Source organism: Cyclobacterium jeungdonense, assembly GCF_010994275.1.
Classification (GTDB): Bacteria; Bacteroidota; Bacteroidia; order Cytophagales; family Cyclobacteriaceae; genus Cyclobacterium; species Cyclobacterium jeungdonense.
On the sequence record NZ_WMCD01000001.1, the window covers coordinates 1,265,200 to 1,288,888 of the forward strand.

General features: G+C 44.6%; 10 protein-coding genes. 4 read left to right on the plus strand and 6 right to left on the minus strand.

What is annotated here, in order from left to right; all coding sequences use genetic code 11:
• Positions 1-28: 28 nt before the first annotated feature.
• The 6 genes from GKS34_RS04820 to GKS34_RS04845 all read right to left on the minus strand — a co-directional run bounded on the left by GKS34_RS04820 (position 29) and on the right by GKS34_RS04845 (position 13,378).
• On the minus strand, positions 29-1,648 hold the full coding sequence (locus GKS34_RS04820; RefSeq protein WP_163383643.1) for a sensor histidine kinase: 1,620 nt from the start codon (positions 1,646-1,648) through the stop codon (positions 29-31).
• Complete coding sequence (locus GKS34_RS04825; RefSeq protein ID WP_163383644.1) at positions 1,648-8,100, minus strand: PAS domain-containing protein; 6,453 nt, start codon at positions 8,098-8,100, stop codon at positions 1,648-1,650. Before GKS34_RS04825 ends, GKS34_RS04820 begins: the two co-directional genes overlap by 1 nt.
• 69 nt (positions 8,101-8,169) lie before the next feature.
• On the minus strand, positions 8,170-9,204 hold the full coding sequence (locus tag GKS34_RS04830; protein WP_163383645.1) for a Gfo/Idh/MocA family protein: 1,035 nt from the start codon (positions 9,202-9,204) through the stop codon (positions 8,170-8,172).
• A gap of 13 nt (positions 9,205-9,217) precedes the next feature.
• A complete protein-coding gene (locus GKS34_RS04835; protein WP_163383646.1) occupies positions 9,218-10,228 on the minus strand; it encodes a Gfo/Idh/MocA family protein in 1,011 nt (336 codons plus the stop codon).
• A 91-nt stretch (positions 10,229-10,319) separates the two neighbouring features.
• A complete protein-coding gene (locus tag GKS34_RS04840) occupies positions 10,320-11,468 on the minus strand; it encodes a PKD domain-containing protein (protein ID WP_240459196.1) in 1,149 nt (382 codons plus the stop codon).
• Complete coding sequence (locus GKS34_RS04845) at positions 11,468-13,378, minus strand: DUF8034 domain-containing protein (protein ID WP_163383647.1); 1,911 nt, start codon at positions 13,376-13,378, stop codon at positions 11,468-11,470. The genes GKS34_RS04840 and GKS34_RS04845 overlap by 1 nt, the downstream gene beginning before the upstream one ends.
• Positions 13,379-13,610: 232 nt before the next feature.
• On the opposite strand from GKS34_RS04845, the gene GKS34_RS04850 reads away from it, so the two are divergent.
• From GKS34_RS04850 to GKS34_RS04865, 4 genes are all read left to right on the plus strand, one after another.
• Positions 13,611-14,636, plus strand: coding sequence for a nucleoside hydrolase (locus GKS34_RS04850; protein WP_163383648.1), 1,026 nt, complete (start codon positions 13,611-13,613; stop codon positions 14,634-14,636).
• 195 nt (positions 14,637-14,831) lie between these two features.
• Positions 14,832-17,264, plus strand: a complete 2,433-nt coding sequence (locus GKS34_RS04855) for a TonB-dependent receptor plug domain-containing protein (protein WP_163383649.1) — start codon at positions 14,832-14,834, stop codon at positions 17,262-17,264.
• 182 nt (positions 17,265-17,446) lie between these two features.
• Entirely contained in the window at positions 17,447-21,400 is a 3,954-nt protein-coding gene (locus GKS34_RS04860; RefSeq protein ID WP_163383650.1) for a heparinase II/III family protein, read from the plus strand.
• Between the two features lie 10 nt (positions 21,401-21,410).
• Positions 21,411-23,672, plus strand: coding sequence for a hypothetical protein (locus tag GKS34_RS04865; RefSeq protein WP_163383651.1), 2,262 nt, complete (start codon positions 21,411-21,413; stop codon positions 23,670-23,672).
• The last annotated feature ends 17 nt before the right edge of the window (positions 23,673-23,689 follow it).

Here is a 23,689-nt window from a genome sequence, read left to right on the forward strand (position 1 = left end):
TTATGCCTGTTACTGTATATCTCGGCACCTAATTCGTATTAACCAGCTTTTTTGGAATGGTAAAATAAAAGGTGGAACCAACCCCAAGCTGAGATTCCACACCTACCCTGCCTCCCCATCTTTCGATTATTTTTTTTACCGTAGCCAGTCCAATTCCCGTTCCTTCATATTCCTCTTTACGGTGAACCCTAATAAAAATATCGAATATTCTATCAAAATATTCGGGAGCTATGCCTATTCCGTTATCCTGTATGGAAACTTTCCAAAAATCTCCTTCCTCATAAGCGCTTACCCTAATTTCAGGCCTTCGTTCTTCGGAATGGTACTTTAAGGCGTTACTCATGAGATTCTGAAAAACCTGAATCAATGGGAAGTGATACCCATGCACAACTGGCAAGCCCAGAGCCTGAACGGTAGCGTCTAGTTCCCTAATCCGATTCCGGAAAACCTGGCAAACCCCTTCCATCACTTGAGTTAGATCCACTTTTTCTTGTTTACCGCCATTTTTCCCTACACGACTGAATTCCAAAAGTCCCAAAATGATCTGCCGCATTCTGTTGGATCCGTCAACGGCATAAAATATGTATTTACGTGCCCTGTCATCCAATTGCTGTCCGTACTTTTTTTCCAGTAAGGCGAGAAAACTACTAATCATGCGCAAGGGTTCCTGTAAATCATGAGAAGCTATATAAGCAAATTGTTCGAGTTCCTGATTGGACCTGCTTAAGTCAGCTGCCCGGTTTTTTAGTTTTTGATTAAGAACCTCAAGATCGTCCGTCTTATTGGATACCAATCGTCTTAGTTTAATGGGCTCTGCCGTTTTCTGGTAAACAAAGCCCGCCAAAAGCCCTGAAAAAATCAGTCCAAAAACCAAAAAAAGGCCCGCCTCCTGTAGGTGCCTGGGGTTATTCAACCTCACGTACAGTTTCCAATCCCCTTCCTCGATGTAGGCTGTTTGATATAGTCCATTTGTCTGGATTTCGTCTCCAGAAAAGGAAAAATAAGTTTCAACGCCGTCATCATTTATTTTAGCCAGGTGAATACTGTATAACTCCTGGGTACTCTCCAGTCCCAATTGCAAACTTTCGATCCAGCTATCCAGTTTGATTACCACTGCTGAAAATCCCCAAAACTTATCGTTCCTATACACCGGTAATCTCCCCACTAATCCCATGCCTCCCTGTTTCAACGCAAAAGGTCCCTCAAAATACAAGCTGTTTCTGGCTTTTGCTTTTTCGGAGGCCCGTCTGTGATGAACGTTATCCGTTATTCTCAACCCGATAACAGCTTCGTTACCTTCCAGCGGATAGGTTTTTACAATTACCCCCCCTTCTACTAACTGTAACGCATCTATTGATTGATTTGCCGATAAAATTCGTCCTGCCAGGGATTCAAAATCGGATACTACCAGGTCTTTTTCAACTAAAAATGCAAGTAATCGCGTAGAACTTACGCTGTAGTTTAAAGAGTTCTCGATTTTCTCTTTTATATTTCTTGTTTGTTCCCTGACCAGAAATAGTTCATTGCTTTTCCCAACCACATACACCCGGTAACTTATAATAAAAACAATTAACATGGCGCCTATAAATGCAATGACACTATTAAAAAACGGGCGGTTAAGATTTCCCCCAAGTATCCCTCTCCTCATCACCTCTTCTCATTTTCAAGCCTACTAGTCTCAATAGCTCCTGAAGGCCGGGGTAGGGTAAAATAAAAGGTACTCCCGTTCCCTTTAGCGGACTCCACGCCTATCGTGCCCCCTAAATTTTCTATGATTTTTTTCACAATTGCCAGCCCCATTCCGGTTCCTGTATATTCTTCATTGTTGTGAAGCCTGTTGAAAATAATAAATATTTTTTCGTGATAGATCGGATCAATCCCGATACCATTGTCCTTGATGAAAAATCTCCAGAAATCTCCTGCAGCTTCCGCTTGAATTTCTATTTGGGGCGGATTATCGGGCCGTTTATATTTAAGGGCGTTTCCGATCAGGTTTTGAAATACCTGCATCAGCGGTGCCCGGTAAGAAATCACCGATGGCAGCTCTCCATAAATTACTTTCGCATTCCCTTCCCTGATTATTCTTTTTTGTAACACACAAACTTCATCCACTATTTGGCTGATTGAAATAAGCTTCAAACTATCCTCATGTTTTCCAATTCGTGAAAACTCCAGCAGGTCTAAAATGATTTGCCGCATTCTTTTCGCCCCATCAATGGCAAAACGAATGTATTGATGTGCCTTTTCATCCAAGTCGGGACCGTATTTCCTTTCCAAAAGCCCCATAAAACTACTGACCATCCGCAAGGGTTCCTGGAGGTCATGAGAAGCCACATAGGCAAATTGTTCCAATTCCAGATTGGATCGCTCCAGTTCTTTCGAATGTACGGACATTTGCTGGTTCAGGGCTTCTAACGATTCTTCGTATTCCTTTCTATAGGTAATGTCCGTCATGGCACCCACCACCCGGGTTACCTTGCCTTCCTGATTCCTAATAAATATAGCCCTGTCCATCACAAAAGCATAAAACCCATTTTGTTGCAAAAACCGATATTCCTCAAACCAGTTGGTAAGCGTTTCACTTTCTAAAAATTGCTGGATTTTACTGGCCACCTTTTCCCGATCATCCGGGTGAATGAAACTCACCAAAAGATCCAAGGTAGGTGTAAGTGATTCCAGGTCATAACCGAATAAAGTTTGAAATCCCCTGCCCCAAAACAACCGATTATTTTCTACGTCAAAATCCCAAATGGCATCGTTGGTAGCTTCGGCGATTTTTTCAAATCGTTCGTTTGATTGGCGGACATTTTCAGAAGCTATTTTCTCTTTCGTTATGTCCTTGATAAACACACTCAAGCCCTCGTCTGACGGATAAGCATTTACTTCGAGCCACGTGTTCAATGGGTCAAAATATTCTTCAAAATGAACGGGGGATTGGGTTTCTAAGGCATTAATGTATTGCCTCTGAAATTTATATTTTTTCGCGTCTGGGAATACTTCAAACAACACCTGTCCCAATAGTTGAGATCGGTTTACACCCATAAGCTGTTCTGCCCGCTGGTTCCAATAGCGGATTTTCCAATCGTTGTCTAAAGCAAAAAAAGCTTCCCCAATACTTTCTAAAATGGCATTTTTTTCTTCAAAGGACTGCTGAAGTGCCAGTTGACTATTTCTTCGCTGAATAGCCGAGGAAAGATTGGCGGCGATGGTTTGCAAAAAGGACAATTCATTTTCAGACCAACTCCGATCTTTTTCGCAATCGTCAAATCCCAACAATCCATTAAACTCATTATCTATTATGACTGGCATGGCCAATGTAGAGACAATACCCTGGGCCTCCAGGATATCTTTTAGTTTACCGGCTTGCAAATCCCTCCGATTCTTAGCGTAAGGTTCTCCCTTTTGGAGACGTTGATATATTTCAGGGTAATCATCCAGCTCCATATTTTGAAGATCAGGGTTATGAAGTTGCGAAGGTATTCCTTTCCTGGACCATTCTGCTGTTTGACTGATTACAGGCTTTCCATGATTGGGGTGCGGGTGACGTTGAAAAAAATACACCCGATCGACACTTATGGTCTTTCCTGTCAGTTCAAAGACTTCACTCAAAACCTGACTCCAATTCTCCACCAATAAAAATTTACCAATCACCTTGGAAATAACTTCCAATAAGCGGTTGTTTTTGGTAAGTTGGATTTCATTGGTTTTTTGCTCATGAATATCCTGAATGGATCCGAACAAACGCGTGCACTTACCCTCTTCAAATTCCGCTTTACCAATGCTTCTTACCCATTTTTCTTTTCCAGTATGGGTAATTAATGGAAGTTGGACATCCCATGGATTGCCCGATTGGATGGTTTCATTGATGGTCTCTGTTAAAAATTCCCGAACATCCGGACGATAAAAATTGATTGCTTCTTCTAAGTTGGGAAATTGATCATTTGGCAATTCGTATATTTCCCTGGTGATGGTGGAGAGAAACAATTTCTCTTTCTTCAAATCGATCTCCCAGCTTCCAACTCTGGAAAGCTGAGTAGCGTTGTCCAACAACTCCTGTAACTTCACCATTTCGGAAATATCATGCCCATAGGAAAAAACCAGTCCTTCTTCTCCAAAAACTTCCGAAGAATTCCAGGAGATCCATCGAACAGCTCCGGATTTGGTTCGGTATCGATTTACAAAATTGCGAACTTTCCGGTCACTCGTAAACATATTCGGGAACTCTTGTTTCGTTTTTGCCAGGTCTTCTGTGTGAATAAAATCCGTAAAGGGCCTGGAAACCAGCTCTTCGGATGAATAACCTAACAACTGGCAAAACGCAGGATTAACCTTTACGAAATACCCATCGGGATCCGTGATGGCCAGAATTTCCGGTGCGCTTTCGAATAACAACATCATTTCTTCTTCCTGCTGTTTCCGCCTAATCTCAGCCCCCAAAAACGCCCCCAGGGGTTGGAATACATGACTATCGGTCAAAATTCCGTTACCCTGTTTCTCCCCAAAGAGTAACAACACACCCACCACCTGTTCTTTTTGAAGGAGTGGAATTCCAGCAGCTTCCTTTAAATTTCCTGAAGTGAGCAGCTTTTTACGGCTTAAAGAAGGAAATTCCGATAGATTCTCGAAAATCTGGGGGATCCCGTCCTGCCACACCTTACCAGGGAGCCCACTTCCGTAAGAGAAACTACCTGTATTACCAGCTATTCGAGCCAGTTTACCATTTCGCCAGTAGCTCTGAACCATGTTGAGCTGTTTGCCTTTGATCCCGACCATCCAAATTTCGCCCCCCACATATCCTCCATAATGGGATAAATATTCCAAGACCCCGAAAAGTGTTTCGTTTAGATTGACTTCATTTTTAAAAAACCCGGAAATCTCGTGCTCCAACTCCCGCAATAGAGAAGCTTTTTTTACTTCGGAAATATCCCGCAACACACCAATCATACGCAAAGGTTCTCCCGATTCGTCCCGGATAAGGTGGGCAATCTCTTCAGTAAATAGATACGTGCCGCTTTTGTGGCGGAAGCGAAAATTTTTGTGCCAACGCTTCTTTTCAGGGTTAGTTAAAAATTGCTCCCATTCATCTTTGTTTTTCTCAGCATCCACAGGGTGCATAAATTCCCCCCAATCGGAAATTTTGCTTATTTGCTCCCCCTTATCAAAACCAAAAATCCGATAAAACCCCTCTCCCCATAGAAATTCGTCAGCCACTACATCCCATTCGTAAATAGCATCTTTGGTTGCCCTATTTACATACTCGTACCGCTCATTGTTTTTCTTCAGCTCTCTTTCGAATTCGATCCGATCACTGATATCTATTCCCATGCACTGAATTTCATGAGGTATTCCACCACCATCAACAATGCAAATAAAATCCCAAAGTGTGGTGACCGTACCACCTCCCTGCCTAGGCTTATCGATTTCAATTTTGAAAACAATTTCCGGGTTATTAAGGCATTTTTCCACCACCTCAATAACCTTTTGATGATCATACTCACAAATAGAAGGAAGGCTGCTTTGTCCAATAATTTTGCCATCAGGGTAAATCCAACCAAAATCCTCAATAAATTTCTTATTGACATAAGTGTATTTCCCTTCCATGTCCGTACGAAGAACGTAATTGGTCTGGGATTCGTAAAACCCCCTGTATCGGGCTTCGCTTTTCTTTAATCGCTCCTGCGCCTCTATCAATTCCGTTATTTCCACACTGTTTACCACGATTCCGCCCACTGCGGGATCGCCGGACAGATCGGTAGCCACGCTTTGTAGCCAACACCAGGAACCATCTTTTCTTTTGAACCGGTAGGGACTGCATTTTATCCGCTTTTTTTGAGCCAGTCCGGCAAATTCGGCAATTACCCTTTCCCGATCATCCGGATGAAATTTATCAATGGCTTTGGTACCCAAAATTTCATTTTCCTCGTACCCCACATGTACCGTGTAATTAGGACTTACGTACAAATATTCCGAATCATTGGATAATATGGCAATTAAATCAGAGCCCGCTTGTACCAATGCCTTAAACCGCTTTTCACTTTTCTCCAGGGCCTCCTCGGCTACTTTTCGCTCAGTAACGTCCACCATCAGTCCTCTGAGGTAGGTTCCCCTACCCTGGACTTCTTCTACTTGCACCAAATCGTTGAACCATATCCAATTGCCATTTTTGGCTTGCATGCGGTATTCAAGGGTATAATCCTCTCCTGCCTTAATTTTATCTTTGGCTTGGGTAAAAATCCGATCCTTGTCGTCCTCGTGGATATGTTCCTCCCAGAAGTTTTCCGATTCCATCCATTCTTTTACCGTATACCCTAGAATGGCACTAACCTGGGGACTTAAAAATTTCATTGAACTGGTTTGGAAATCTGCTTCCCAAAAAATTCCGTTAATATTTCGAACCAAGGTGTTAACCCTTTCATTAGAAAGCTTCATCGCTGTTTCTGCGATTAATTGGTCAATCGCAGCACCCAAATGAGCTGCCAGCGTATCCAACAACCTAACTTCCTCTTTCAAAAAGAGATCCCTTTCATCACGTTGAAAACCAATCGGATACCCTACTCTCAAGGTAAGTTTTTTTTCGTCAATGGTGCCGTAGGAAGAAGTCAAATAAGTTGAAAAAGGAGAAAATCCCGAACTAAAAAAACCACTACTTCCATAATGTATGGTAGCTATGGCACTTTCGGAATGCTTCCAGCCTGTGGGTATTATCTCCACTGCCTGGTCCAGAAGTGAATCCCAGTCAAAAACGGAATTGGTTAATTGAGTAATCCGATAAAGGCATTGCTGTTCTTTTACCCTTTCATTAAGCGATTCAAAGGTATTTTTAAGGTCTATTTCTGCTTCTTTCTGTTTCGTAATATCCAGAATCACTGCATCCCAGACGATACTGCCGTCTTTTAAATTGCTTGGGTTGCCCATGCCTTTATGCCAACGTGTACTGCCATCCGGATGCAGGTATCGCCATTCATGCGTCCAAAAACTAAGATGTTTAGCTGATTGATATATCTTTTCCAAATGGACCTTGTAATCCTCCCGGTGGTAACGGTCCCATATTAGCTGGTTGTCTTTCATCGCCATTTCAGGCGAAATCCCCCACAAACGGGAAGCCCCATTGCTGACCAATTCCAAGGCATCAGTACCATCGCTATACCTCCGGTAGCGGTATACTACCCCAGGTATATTGTCAGAGATGGATTGAAATTGAATTTCCCGGTTCTTTCTCTCCGTAATATCGGTATGGGTACCTGACATCATCAGAGGTCTGTCGTCTTCTGACCATTTGGTCACCTTCCCCCTATCATTGATCCAGACCAAATGGCCTTCCTTGTGAATCAAGCGGCATTCTATGTTATAATAATCCCTCTTTTTGCTGAAACACTCCTCTAAAATTTTATCAGAAACATTTCGATCCTCCGGATGAACAAGGGTATACCAGGTTTCCATGGTGAAGGGGCTTAATTCTTCTTTGGAATAACCCACCATTTCGGCATAACAGGCATTAATCACTACCTGATCGGTCTCCATATTCCACTCCCAGGTTCCTACTTGGGTAGCCTCTAATATATTCGATAGCCGATGGGTTTCCTTTTGCAGGTTGTCCCTGGTTAATTCCAGGTCTTGATTACTTTTTCTTAGCTCCAGTATTCGCTTGACCTGTGTACCCAGTGATTTCAATGCAGCCAATTTTTCAGGCTCTATACTTCTGGGTTTATGATCGATGACGCAAAGTGCCCCTACAGGATGCCCTTCGGGTGTGAAAATCGGAACCCCTGCGTAGAAAACAATTTTTGGATCACCGGTGACCATTGGATTATCTTTAAATCGGGGGTCTTTCCTGGTATCGGCTACTACCATTACCTCATCTGGGTTTTCCATGGAAAACCGGCAAAAAGACTCTTCAACCGAAGTTTCTGTGCGGTCAGTTCCAATTCGGGACTTGAAATACTGTTTCTTTTCCGTTAAAACGGTAAGCAGGGATATGGGCGTACTAAATAATACACTAGCTAATTGAGAAATGGCATCAAAATCCTTCTCCGGCTCACCGTTTAATAATCCATAAGCAGCTAAAACCCCCTCTACCTGTTGCTGTTTTTTTGATCCCATAAAAAATTAATAAAGGTTTTCTTTTCTTCAGATCCCCATGCTTTAAAGCTACACTTTTTAAAGGTATTTTTACTTCAACTCCAATTTTTTGTTTGTCGCGGATGAGTCGTAAATTCCCAAAATTAATGCCAGCGACCGTCGGGCATCTTCTCCGGTTACCATAGGAGGACGGTCACTTCTTATTGCCTCCACCATGTCTTTTACCTGTCCCTGATGCAATTTAAAGTCTATAGCCATGGGGTCGGAAGCCCCGCTACCTCCCACATCGGTAGGTGAAGTTGCATCTGATGATTCCCCTTTGATAGCGTAAACCACAATTTTTCCTCCTTCCAGAATAATGGTTCCCTTTTCTCCATAAATTTCCAACCGTTCCGGATTACCCGGATATAGGGAGGTTCCCCCGGTGATAGTTCCAAGAGCCCCATTCTTAAAATTTACAATGGCTGCTGCGGTATCCTCACCTTCAATATTATGAACCATGGTCCGAACCTGTCCAAATACAGCTTTAGCATCTCCCATAATATCCAACAACAAATCAATAGTATGCACCCCCTGATTTATCAAAGCGGCTCCCCCATCGCCCTCTTTCGTGCCTTTCCAGGCGCTGCTGCTGTAATATGAAGGATCTCGGTACCAATTAATAGCTGCCGTTCCCATCAATAACTTTCCCAATTTCCCGGATTGGACCGCCTCTTTTAAGCGAAGGTAACCCGGCTTAAGTCGGTTCTGAAAGATAACACCAAGTTTAACTCCTGAATCCTTGCAGGCTTTTATCAGGGCATCTGCCCGCTCCAGGTTCACTTCTATCGGTTTTTCCAGCAAGATATGTTTACCGGCCTTGGCTGCCTCCACGGCAGGCTCCAGGTGATTGCCACTATGAGTACAGATACATACCACATCCACATCTTTTCGCGACAAAAAGGCCTTTCGATCCGCATCGGCCGGAACATTGAATTTTGCTGCTGCCGTTTTGGCACGTTCCGGAGTGGAACTGCACACAGCTATCAATTTACTATCTTCACAGGCATTAATGGCATCCGCATGCATTCCCGCAATCGCTCCCGTGCCAATAATTCCAAATCCTAATGGTCTGTTATGAGTCATCTTGTTCTAACGCTTATTTTTTGTAATAATTCTTCGTCATTTCTTCCATTACCCAGTTGGTTCGCGCGGCAGTCTCTCCCGTACTTGGGCTGGCATTTTCCTTTCCCAATAATTCTTCTACAATTGATTGAATCAAAAAATACTGAATATTTTCAGGCATGTCAAACGTAAATTCCTGCTCTTTTTCACCGTCTTTACGGAGGGTAACCCAAGTACCCCAAAAACAAGGGAAACTAATTTCGCCGGAGGTTCCAATAATTTTTATTTCATCCTTTTTGGACGATTCCCCTGTGGTAAAACACCAGTTGCCGCTGCCTAAAACTCCGCTTTCAAATCTAAAATTAGCCAATACGATGTCTTCTGCCGGATATTCGCCGGCCTGATTACCAGCTATGGCATTTACTTCGGCAATGGGCCCAAACAAAAAATCCAGGTAATCCAACTGATGAGAACCCAAATCAAAAAAATACCCTCCACCAGCTACTTCCGGATCGATGCGCCAATTGGCCGCAATATCCTCCTTCATGTCCGGGTGCTTGGGTTGGTTAATAGTAATGTTTACATAACGAACCTTACCGATTTCTCCTGTTTCAATCAGACTTTTTACCTTCAAAAAATTGGGCAAGGTACGCCTGTAGTAGGCAACAAAAAGTGGCACTTCCGCCGCCTGGCATACCCGGATCATTTCCTTGCATTCCTGGTAATCCCTGGCCATGGGTTTTTCCACATAAACCGGCTTTCCTGCTGCCGCTGCCTTTTTAGTAAGCTCCAGATGGGCATTGGGAGGAGTAGCGATGTAGATAGCGTTCACCTCAGGATCCTGAATCAGGGCATCTGCATCCCCATACCAGGTGGATACCCCATGCCTTTCGGCATAATCCTGGGCCTTGGCCTCGTTTCTTCGCATGACGGCAATTAGTTGCGAGCCCTTAACCTTTTGCATGGCAGGCGCGCTTTTCTTCTCACAGACATCTCCCACACCAAGTACACCCCATTTTACTTCTTTACCTTCAATTTTCTTCATGAGGTTAAACTTAGGCAAAAGTTTTTACATGTGTGCACCGATGGGCCCAGTAGATTTCTTCTAACTGCCAAATCTAACGCACCAGCTACTTTCAGGGAACCATCACTTCCCAAAAACGGGTTTTCTTGTCCTTTCCTACCGCACCGGATACTTCCAAAGTAACATTATAATGAACTCCAGATTCAGGAAATTGGTAAACAGGGTGTTGCTCCCTGGAAAAATCCCCATTTCCAAAATCCCAGTACCATTCTTCAATATCTCCTATGGATTCATCTTTGAAAGCGACCGTCCTTTCTTTATTTTTCACCAACTCAAAGGTCCAGTCAGCCTTGAGATCGGGCAATTGATCCTTTTCCAGTGGCATGAGCCTAAATGCGCATAAATACGAAGCATCCGCAACCATTCGGGTATCGTGGGATAAATTGTAATGCCCATCCCGTTCCGCCCCGTCAAAATCCAAAACTGACCAGGACAAACCAATCACCTTGTTTTCATATAGCTGCGATTCGACCGCCAGCTCCGGTCCTTCAAAGGGAGCATGGTCAAAAGGTGTGATCCAAAACTCCAGAGTCAATTTACCGGATTCCCCCTGTTTGAAATCAAAATCGTACCCCCGATGTGCATAAGGGAAAGAAGCAATCCATGGCTGGGAACCCCAGATCAGCGTCCAGCTTCCGTTTACCGGTGGAGTGAAAATATGGTAATTTTGAGCATGGTACCCACTGAATTTCAAATGGTTTTGGATATGAGCCGGATGATTCCCCCACTTTCTGGCTTCCGGAAGTAGCGGGTTATAAATAAAAGGCCCTCCGGACATGTCTCCATCTACCACAATCTCGAAAATATCATTTAGATATCCTTTGGGATTAAACCGCTTGAAATCCCAAAAATCATCATAAGCCTCGTACAAAAAATAAAGCCGGTTCAAACCGTTGACCCATCCCACAGTTACCTTCACATCAATATCCGCGGTGTCAATAAGCTGCCCATGCCCATCTTCTGTATCGTTTAGGTAAGAGGTGTTGTAAGTGTATGAAGCCGGAACACTTTCCCAATCAAGGGTTTTGCCATCAATCTGAGGCATGTTTTCCGGGGAAAACTGATAAATTTTAAAAACCTTCCCTTCCCGGGCAGTAGCGTATTGCACCTGAATGGTTTCCTGAGACCACACGGATGAAGTAGAAAAGAGTAACAGGTTTACAATCAAACCAAAACTCAACCGATAACCCGGATCAATCATTATTCATATTCTTTTTCGTTAATGGGAATCTCCTCACCATGCCAGGGGAAAGCATAACTGGGAGGGTTTTTGAAGCGGGACATTTCTATTTCAAGCTTCACTACTGATCCTGGGCTTATCTCTGCCTGGAAAAATTTATGGTTTACAGTATCGAACTGGTAAGGATATTTTTCAATTTGATTCACACGTTTGATTTGGTGCTCGCCAAACATGCCGCCCTGCACGATCACCTTCCTGGTTTCGGTAGGGTGAAGGTTTACCAGGGTAAGGGAAATCCCGGCTTCTGTAATCTGTTCCACCAGAGCCGACATATTAGAAGGAATACCGGACCGTTCGCTTTCAGGGTCAAAATAGCGAACAGAGGTATGCAGCAATCCCCCGTGATAAATATGGTTGGGTGCTCCCAACATGGTTTGAACGATCCCCTCCAGAATTACCGGATTGAGATTCAACCAGTGGTGTACGTCCTGATGATCAGGAATAGACGTGTCATTCCTGATTTTTTCAAGGCGATTTTGCATTTCACGGTAAGTGGCCTTTAAGATATCTACCGGATAAGTGGGAACTTTTCCGTCTATATACCCCATCCAGGTGGCCGTGTTCCGGTCCTCCCCTTTTCCTTTAACGTAAGTGAGCTGCTTCATTTCTTCAGGATCCAACAGCTCCTGTACCCTTTCCCAGTCTTCCTTTTTCCGGGACATGTACCAGATATGGGTCGGGTACATGGCTTGCAGTGGCCTGAAATCATACCAGCCTCGGTGGTCATATCGATGGGGCAATAGTTTCTTCCCATTTTCGACCTTTGCCTCCCGACTGATGGCTTCGATTACAGAATTAGGCAATGCCAGGTAGCGGTCATCTCCTGAAACGAGATACGCATTGGAGGCTCCAATAGTAGTGGCCTCCAGTTTATTCCGGACCCCATGCGGCCATTTCCAGCCGTAATAGCCTCCCCACCAATTTCCCTTCATGTGTTCGCCGATCTTGCCGGACAATCCTACATTATCGGGAATGATGCCTCCGTTTTCATCCACCCTTTCCATCCAGGATGCGACATAGTCCAGTACCCACTCTTTGTATTTTTCATCTCCTGTATACATGAAGGCATTTAGCATCAAGCTGGTAGCCGCCAGGTTTAGGGGGACGTCCCCTTTCATCATTCGTTCGTTTAATGCTTCCAGGATATAAGCGAATTTCTCATCATTGTTCCAGTCTTTTCCTGAGGTAACATGGGGGATATCTTCATAAGGAAGGGGGTAATTGGATAGGATAGGCCTGTGGGTAACCCAATCTTCTGCAGTATTGTCCATTCTGGGACCCAGGCTTCCATTTAGTGGTGAACGTATGATTTTCAGGTTACTGTCAAAATTGGAGTTCTTTGTACCATCATCAAAATACATGGCGGCAAACTTCAGTGCTCTTTCTCTCATTTTTTTATCCGTGGGATCCGCCAAACCAAAAAAGTAAAAGTTGGTGTAGGCTTCTCCATGGTGCATCCAATCGTAGCCGGCGTCAAATTCATCAACGATCTGACCATATTCGGTGAATTGCCGGGTTACTCCTTCCCATAATTTTCTGGAAAGCTTGTCCATTTCCACAGGCCCTCCCAGCGCATAATACAAAGGGAAATTGTAAAAACTTTCATAGCCATCATCCGACCCATCCATTCCTGGCCATTCATCCCTCCATATCAAGGTCCCATCGGGATTGGTGTATTTTTCTACGAATTCCATCGCTGCCGGATAGAGGGCATCCATTAATTGCCTTTGCAAAAGGGCCCATTCCGGAGGTGGTGCGGGAGCATGATAGGGAACGGATTTAAGAATGGTGGTGTCCGATTGGGGGAAAACAGCAGGTGATACCAGTAATAGAATAAAACACAAGCAAATGCTAAGAAAAGGATTCATCATATCGGTAATTTGGGAATGAAATATAATAAAATATGCATTTAAAATAAAATGATATTACGCTATAACCGACAGTTATCGAAGCGCGCACAATTCTTAGCCACTATCGTCGGTCAATACATAAATTAACCAATAAAGGTATTAGTTGGAAAATAGTTACGTTGTTTATACCTTTTCCATGTTGAAGAAAATTACCTTGAATCCAATTCCCCGTCTCATCAAACCAATTATTATTATGAAAAAAAACCTTACACGACTTGCATTTCATCCAACCATCCGAAAAAGTAGTGCTGTTTTGGGACTGGTGCTATTTTTTTTAGTTTTTGATGGGTTTTCCCAAAATTACCCCGGCCTAACCGACCAGTTCAGACTAAGCCAGTTGGAACCTCCTCAGGGAAAAGTACAAGTAGTCATTGATACGGATACGTATAACGAAATAGATGATCAATTTGCGGTAGTTTATGGTTTGCTTTCACCCGATCAAATGGAGGTAAAAGCCATTTATGCGGCACCTTACCTCAATAATCGTTCAGTAAGCCCTAAGGATGGCATGGAAAAAAGCTTTGAGGAAATTGAACGGTTGTTGGATAAACTGGCCATGAAACGGGAAAATTATGTTTACCGTGGATCGGATGCATTCCTTGAGAGCCTGGATAAACCGATTGAAAGCCCTGCTGCCAAAGATCTGATAAGCAAAGCAATGAATTCGGAAGGGCCCTTGTACGTTCTTACCTTGGGAGCTCCAACCAACGTCGCTTCTGCCATTCTTTTAGAACCAGAGATCATTCATAAAATTGTGGTGGTTTGGTTGGGTGGAAAAGGACTGAATTGGAAGACAGCAACAGAATTTAACCTGATGCAGGATCCCATCGCTTCTCAAATACTTTTTGATTCTGGTGTACCCCTTATCCAAATTCCTACCCAACCCGTAACCTCCCACCTTGCGACAACGGTGGCTGAAATCGAAACTTACCTGAAGGGAAAAGGTGAAATCGGCGACTATTTGGTCGAGATTTTCAATGATTACAATAAAGGCGATCCATTTGGATGGTCCAAGGTGATTTGGGATATATCCGCGATAGCTTATGTCATCAATCCCGGCTGGTTCAATACCGAAATCAGAAGCAGCCCCTTACTCACCGATCAGTTGACCTACAGTTTTGACAATACCCGGCACTTATACAGGGTGGCGACTTACTTGAACAGAGACCGCATATTCGGCGACATGTTCAAGAAGATCCAGCAGTATACTATGGAATGATCTGGTTTGAATAAAGAGGAGATTGTCCAGATTAAACCTGGACAATCTCTCTTCCCTCGTCTTTATTATTGATTTTATCATAAAAAGTGTTCCTGGGCTCAATTGGTAACGCACTTAGGCAAAACCCCTTACCCTATTTTACAGTATACATTGGTGCTACCATTATCCAACGACCATAATAATAAAATCAAAACGATGATAACAACAAAAAATATTAAGTCCATACTTGCCTGCACTTTAATTTTTTTGGGTTTTTCAGCATTAATATTTATTGAAAACCCTGTGCTGGAAAAAATCGAAACCAACCTATCAGTTTGGAGAACCAATTATGCGCCTGAAAAGGTCTATGTTCACCATGATAAGCCCTATTACATGACAGGAGAAGTCATATGGCTTAGCGCTTACCTGGTCCATGCTTCCGATTTAACGCCAAGCGATAAAAGTAAAATCCTATACGTAGACTTGATCAATGATAAAAATGAGCTTGTAAAAAAACTTAAACTTGAAACCGACCAGGGAAGAACTAATGGAGATTTGTCGATTCCAGGTGATCTTCAGGAAGGAGAATACACCTTGGTCGCCTACACAAACTGGATGAGAAATTTTGGTGAGGAGCAGTTTTTCAAAAAATCCATCTACATCTGGTCTCCGGAATCAAAAAATAAAGACCCGGAAGCGCCGGTCAACTCCCATCCAGATTTTCAGGTTTTCCCGGAAGGAGGTGAAATGGTAAATGGTATTAATGGAAGAGTGGCCTTCAAGGCAACCGGATCTGATGGTCGGGGAATTAAAGTAAATGGCGGCATCTACGATGACACTGGTTTAAAAGTGACTGATATCGTTTCAACCCACGGGGGAATGGGTGATTTTGATATTACCCCGGACCCTTCCAGATCCTATTTTGCAAAAGTTACTTTTGAAAACGGCTACTCTCAAGAATATCCTCTGCCGGACGTTTCCACCGTAGGGTTTGGGATGGGTTTTGAAACTAAGAGAGAATTGATAGAAATTAATACCTTCACCAACCAACCAGGGGGTGAAAACGTATTGCTAACAGGAATCGCCGGGGACCAATTATTGTACAGCAAGGAATTTCATCTGATTCCAAATGAGAAATACCTGTCGGAAATTCCCAAATCGGCATTTCCAACCGGCATCGTTAGGTTCACACTTGCAAAATCAACGGGTGAACCCCTTGCTGAGCGTTTGGTATTTGTAGACCATGCAGACCAATTAAACCTGACCATTAAGTCCAATCAGCAACAATTTTTAAGCAGGGAGCAGGTCATGCTAGAAATCGAAGCCAGAGACCAGCAAGGTAATCCTGTGTCTACCTCCTTTTCACTGGCAGTCACTGACGATCAGTTGGCCAGTAAGGAAAGGGAGGGCTTGCAAATCCAATCCTACTTGCTATTGACCTCTGATTTAAAAGGGTATATTGAATCTCCAGGATATTATTTCAACCCTGAAAACAAAGACCGGCATGCCGCCTTGGACTTACTGATGATGACCCAGGGATGGAGGAGGTTTGCCTGGAAAGACCTACTTGAAGATAATTTCCCAGCGATAGACCATTCGCCTCAATTTGACATCAGCATCAGAGGGAGCCTACAAAAAGACAACGGTGACCCCATACAAGACGGAGAAGCTATTTTGTTTTTGAAGGATAAATACCAAACATTTATTACCACCGAAACAAATGAAAATGGAGATTTCGTTTTTGAAGGCTTTCATTTCAAAGATTCTATTGATGTTTTGATCCAGGGAACCGATGCGCGAGGAAGAACGGGCAATGTAAATGTAAGTATTGACGATGAAGTGTATTTTCCGCAACTGCAAGAAACGGAAAATTTGTACACCAAATCGGGTGCGGGTGCTATAAACCGAGACTATTTTTCTCCAAGCTTGCCCTTGTTTCAGGGAATTGAAACTGATATCAACAGTTTGGAATTAGGTGAACTATTACTGGAAGAGGTAATTGTGGAAGGCAGGGCAGAAATCTCCCGACCGTTTACCCTGCACCGGAATGCAGACGTGGTCATTGAGGCCAATCAACTTCCTACAGCTCCTTCAGGGAATATCTTGGAGGTATTACAGGGAAGGGTTGCCGGTCTTCAGGTATTTCGATCCGGACCAAATCAATTCAGTGCTGTAATCCGGGGACAAGGCACACCACTGTATTTGTTGGACGGTGTTCCTGTGGATGAAAGCATGCTGCAGAGCATCAATCAATATGACATTAGCAGAATCGAAATCCTAAAGAGTCCCGGTAACGTTGGGATTTATGGCGGAAGAGGTAGTGGTGGAGTAATCGCATTATTTACCCAGAGAGGGCCAACCGAAATGGAAGACCCAGAAACTGGCGATCACATCATCATCCAACGAGTAGGTGGTTTCAGCAAAACCAGGCAGTTTTATTCTCCAAAATACGGAGAAAATACAAGATCGGAAACCCCTGATTTTAGAAGCACCATCTATTGGAACCCAAATGTCGTGACCAATGAAAACGGCATCGCTAAGGTCAACTTTTTTACGGCTGACAGAAGCACCTTATACAGGGTAATCGCAGAAGGCATTTCCGAAAAAGGGAAAGTCGGCCAGGCAGAATTGATGTTGGAGGTATATTAGAAATTCAAGGAAAAGGGGACTGAGGGAAATGATTCGATGAGATGTGGTGATGCCTCTTCATTTTCCACCGCACTTCCCGAATTTCATAATTCCAAAACTTGCAAGGCAGTACCGATTTTTAGCAATTTCGGTTTGTACTTCTTAATTTGGTGAATTGGTTAGAAAATAAACCCATCCTAATAATGAAAATAAAAATCGTTGCGCTTTTATTTTTATTGCTATCTTATTCCAATTCATTAGTATCTCAGACCACCTCTCCGGAGCCCCCACTGGTTTTTCCCCGGCAATTTGTCCACCCGGGCATGCTTCAAAGCCAGGCCGATCTGGAGTACATGAAAGCCAAAATAAAATCAGGTGACTCACTATGGGTGGCTGCCTACCAGCGGCTTCAGGAGGAGGCTTCCATGGATTTCGAACCGCAAGCCTTTACCCATGTAGTGAGGGGATCCTACGGAAGGCAGGGTCAGGGCCACCGTGAGTTGTCTGCCAGTGCCATGGAGGCCTACCGGCAGGCATTGCTTTGGTATGTTACCGATAACCGGCAACATGCGGAAAAAGCCGTTTCCATCATTAGCGCCTGGTCTGAGAAATTATGGGATTTTGATGACAATGATGCCAAGTTGATCGCCGCATTGACAGGACAGCATTTTCTTAATGCTGCTGAAATACTGAAATATACCTACGATGGCTGGGAGGATGATGAAATCAAGGCTTTAGAAAGGATGATGTTGACGGTGTATTATCCGTATATCCGTGATTTTTTTACTGAAGCAAATGGCAATTGGGACGCCTCCATGATTCACACCATGCTTTGCATTGGGGTGTTCACCGATAGATCAGATATATTTCAACGGGCTGCCGAACGTTTCTACTGGGGGCCCAACAATGGAGGTATAACCAAATACATTTATCCCAATGGACAAATTCAGGAATCCACAAGAGATTGGCCCCATGTTCAGTTGGGTCTGGGTGAATTTGCCAAGGCTGCGCAGGTAGCCTGGACTCAGGGTATGGATTTTTATGCGGTTGCGGACAAAAGACTGGCGCTGGGCTTTGAATATACCGCTAAGTACATGTTGGGAGAAGAAGTCCAGGCCTATGGAACCATTTCTCCCAGAGGAAGAGGTGAATTCAGGGATATTTACGAATCCATATACCATCATTATACTCAGGTTAAAAATGGCAAGTTGCCTTATACGGAGAAAGCAATCCAGCAAACCCGTCCTTCATCCTCCTGGTATTTTCTGATATCCCAACGGGCCCCTGCCCTGTCGGAAACACCTGTTTCAACCAATCCTCCATTAGAAAGCGCTAGGCAGCGAACCGGCGTGGCGGAAAACCCAGACCGAAGCATTAAATCTGACGATCTGATCGTAAAACCAGGAGAGTCCATTCAGAAGGCTTTGGATAAAGCTGCTGGTACGGGTAAAAAAGTAATGTTGGAGAAAGGTATTTACCGATTGGATCATTCCCTGCTCATACCCGGTGAAACCCATTTGGAAGGCATGGGAGCAGGCACCATTTTGATTTTGGGAGCGGACAAAGCAGGGATTACCATTGGTAACAAAGTACCGGAAATTCAACATGTGGTTATCCGGAATTTGCTGATAGAAGGCGCCACATCTGTGGATCCCGGCAACGATCCCAACCAGGGTCGGAGGCAACGAGGAAGACAATCGGCTTTGCGTCGGGAAGGCCTGGTATTTTCAGCCGATAAGGACGGTCAAATAAAACACATTACCCTTGAAAATGTCACGGTTAGAAACTTCACCAAACATGGAGTTTCCATCCGGGGAGCGGAAAACGTACAGATTATTCATTGCGATTTCAGTGACAATGGATCCAATGTGGTTCCCGGAAAGGGCCTCCACCATAACCTTCACCTGATGCGTGTGACAAATGTAAAAGTTACGGATGGAAGGTTCAGTAACTCACCTTGGGGAAGCGGCATACACCTTTTATTTGGCGAGAACGTTGTCCTGGCTGGAAATGAATCCGCCAGAAACAAACTTCATGGAATACATATCACTGAAACTAAAACCGGCTTGCTGGAAAATAACCTGCTGGAAGGAAATGACCTGCATGGTTTGTTTTTGGATAACTGGATGGAGGGAGTTCACGATTTTGACGTAAAAAGCAATATTTTTAGAAATAATGGCGGCAAAGGAAGCAGTAGTCTGGAAGGAAACCAGGGAACAATAGGATATAATTTATCCGTGGACAATAAAGAGGACATTGTATATGGAAAAACCACGGATGCTTTCCATAAAAAATACCAACACCTGCTTGCCTTAATGGATTTCGAAGCGGGATTTTTAACCGAATCTACCCAAAATGCCGGGAATCCATTGGTAGCTGCCCGCGAGATGTTACACCATTACCGGGAAAGGACCACTGTAAAGCACCCAGTTGACCGCCAGGAATTGATGCGAATGGAAAATCCTGCCAGTGAAAGAGAAATGGAAATGGCAAATGATGCGCTGGCCCATATCATGGTAGGCCAACCCGCGTATCCTCCCTTTTATGTAGGGGAAGACATTGATTGGGGTAGCAGACCCGTCAGCGACAACGAATGGGTATGGCAATTGAACCGCATGACTTTCTGGGATGCCATGGCAAAAGCTTACTGGCAAACGGGTGAGGAAAAATACGCCAGGGACTGGGTTCGGCAAATGATGGATTGGGTAGAAAAAAACCCAAGAGATGCCGCGCATCACTATGCCTGGAGGTCTATTGAGACTGGAATCAGGGGCCACCGATGGACCAACCTATTCCAGTATTTTCTGGACTCCCCTTCGTTTACCCCTGAAGCCTTAGTGAGCTTTTTGGCCGCTGTGCAAGAGCATGCCGATTTCCTCATGACCAAGTACAGTAAAGGCAGCAATTGGGCGTTGATGGAAGCAGAAGGGCTGGCCTTCATTGCCATGACATTTCCGGAATTTAAGGAGTCCAAGGCCTGGATGGAGGAAGCTATTTCAAGGTTTAGCAACGAAATAACCCATCAGGTTTACCCTGACGGCCATCAGCGCGAACTCGCCTTTGGCTATCATATGGGCAGTATCCGCTGGTTTTTGCGGACCTATGAACTGGCAGAAATGAATGGAAAAGGCCACCTTTTCCCAGATTCATACCTTCAGATGATAGAAAAGATGGCGGAGGTGTCTATGAAACTTGCTTTTCCTGACGGTACAGCTCCGCAATTTGGTGATGCCTGGACGGGCAAACCCGGTCAGTATTACGAGCACTTAACGGAATGGGCAGCATTATTTGACCGGCCTGACTTTTTGTATGTGGCCACAGAAGGGCAACAGGGAGAAAAACCGGCTGCTACCGCTTTTGCCTATCCCCACAGCGGCCTTTATTCCATGCGCAGCAGCTGGGACCCACAAGCCATTTGTTTGGTACTAAAATGTGGGCCAAATGGCGGCGGTCACAGCCAACCGGATAACGGAACGTTTGAATTGTACGCTGGCGGAAGGAACCTCACTCCCGACTCGGGTAGCTTTATTTACAGTGGTGATCCTGAAGGAAGGGCCTGGTTCCGGCAAAGCAAAGTGCATCAAACCCTTACCCTTAACGGTGAAAACATCGCTTATGCACCGCGCTTGTTATTATGGCAACCCGGTGTAGATCACGATCTTCTCGTTGTTGAAAACCAAAACTACGAAGGCCTCGCCCATCGGAGGGCGGTGATCTTTTTTGATCATTCCTTTTTTATACTAATTGACGAGGCAATTGGTGATTTTAGCGGAATACTGGACCTAAATTTCCAGTTGGCTCCAGGGCCGGTAAATCTGGATAAAGGAAATTTGAAGGTATCTACCCAATTCTCCGATGGCTATAACCTATTCCTTCAAACCCAGGCTCAGGAGGGGCTACTACTGGAAGAAGCGGAAGGTCAGGTATCCTTTGTCTACACCAAAAAGGAACCTCGCCCGGCTTTTTCCTTTAGAAAGGAATTGATCGGAGGATCCGATGGAGAGCGGTTTATCACACTGCTTATTCCCCATCGGGAAGAATTGCCAGCCGTGGATGCAAAAATTCTGGGAAACCCGACCATCGGTTCAAACAAGATTAGTATTCAGGTAAGCCATCAGGGAAAAGAAGAAACGATTACATACGAATTATCAGAATAACCCAAAAACCATGTTACAAGCATCGCTCTGTTTTCCAGATCAGAAAAGGATCCTGCTCATTTTAATTACATTCCTTGGCTTTCAGGTAACTAATCAAAGCCTGGCACAGAAACCGAAACCACACCACCTTCCCTTTCACCTGACGACACCTGGGTGGGAAGAAAGTCAACTGGATAAAGCAGAAATGCTGGAGGTTATCGCGGGTACCTGCAAGGTCATGGCCCGGCAACAAAATGAAGTGGGGGCCATCATTGATCCGTACCTGGACCGGGAGCATCAGTACGCTACCCCCTATTTCGCTTTTGCCGTTGGTGTTTTGCTGGATGCAGGAACGGGAATGGAGCTAAAGGAAGCTGGAATTAAAGCCATGGAGCACAGCACCCTGGACTTTTCAAAAGGCACAAAATCCATCCCAGATGAGCATGGGGAGTTTTTTATCAGTCCGCTTACTCATGCATTGGATCTTTATAAAAATCATATTCCTGAGAAACTATATGATGAGTGGAAAAGGAGAATGGAAACTCCTCTGGCAGCGGTCATGCAGAACTTTGATGGCCGTATTAACAATTGGCGCACCTATGCCATGAAAGGTGATTGGAGCCGGGCGAAAAAGGGATTGAGTGAGAAAAAGTATGCTACCGAATTTATAGAAAAGGCCTGGAATCAATACAGTCAGCGGATTCGCATCGTGAATGACAAATGGAACTTGTACCAGGATTGGAGTAGCGATCCACAGTCCCTGGCAGTAGAAGCCGTCGGAAGGGGAAACCTGATTGGCCTGGCTATGGAAGGATACGACGGTCCGTCTTCGGATGAGATGCTTTCTGCAGTAAGAAGAGGCACCCATACCAGTCTTTTCATGCAGGCTCCGGATGGGCAGGCTCCACCCAATGGAAGGACAGATAACCACATTTTTAATGATGTGCTGTACCAACTGGCTTTTGAGGTATTGGCGGAAGATGCGTGGAAGCAAGGAAATGAGAAACTGGCAGGGCAATACAGGCGGGCGGCTAACCTGGCCTTTAAAAGCATTTTAAGATGGCAGCGAACAGATACTCCTTGGATGGGTTCGTTTTTCATTACAAAAAATCATTTTGAACCCGGCGACCGTATTGGTTACCAACCCGCCAGCCAATGGGGAAATTATACGGGTGCGATCGTACAACACCTGGCCGAGGCCTACCTCACCCGTCAATCAGAAATCCCTGAAGTACCTGCTCCGGCAGAAACAGGAGGATATGCCTTTGAGACGGACGATCGGTTTGGTGCCTTTTTTGCCAATGCCGGAGGCTTTCAGGTGATGGTCAATTTAAGAGGTGCTAGCGTCCCAAAATATGGCTTGAGCTGGACGCCGTTGGGTACGGTAAGGATGATCAAAAAAGGCTGGGATGGCCGCCTCGGCCCTGCTGATGGAGAGCATGATTTAAGAAGGGGGCAAACCGTTGACCTGGTAACTGGAAGCGGAGACAAGGTAGATAACTACAGACCTCAATCTGGAATCTCCTTTGGACCTGAATGGAGGGAAAAAGGCCATTGGGTGCGTATTGCCGATCTGCCAGCCAACTACCAGGGAGAGGCTGAGGTTCATTTTGTCCATCCCTTGTTGGTAAAATTTACCATCCATTACAGCTACGTTACCGGGAGGGGCGGACCTTTTTTTAGCCAGGATTTTGTACTCACACCGGATTTATTGGTAACCCGGCTGAAAAGTGCACAAGAGCTTCCTTTTGGGCTTACGGTACCCTTGCTGGAAAACGATGGCAGGTCCCTGCAAACTCAAATCTCAGAAGACCGGGCGCATACCGGATATAGTACGCTGGGAGATCGACAGTACTTTATCAGTCTCAATGAATCAGTGGAGCTTGATACCACTGCAGCTTCCATCCAAAGTACCTACGGTTGGCTCAAACCCGTCCGATTTGAAACCCCCGAAGCTACTGTTGACCTGCTGGTTTATCCAAAAAGAGCTGGGGAAATGGAGGCGGATCGGCTAAAGGAAGGATTTCGATGGACTACGGGAGGGTTTGAAACTCCCTTTGCAAGGGTTGGGGAAAACTTTTATATTGGAGAAAAAATTGCAGGGGGAGAAGGACAATCAATGGATTTGGATGGAGACGGTGAGGCAGAGGTCTCCTTTGATCAAAACTGCTTTTTTGTGTTCCAATTGGAAAACGGTGGTATCAAACATGCAGAATCAGACCGGGCGGTAAAAATGAATTACCAAGGCAAAACCTACCAACTCAGCCCTTACCAGCCAGTTGCTGTCAAGTAAAACTATCGAATTGGAAT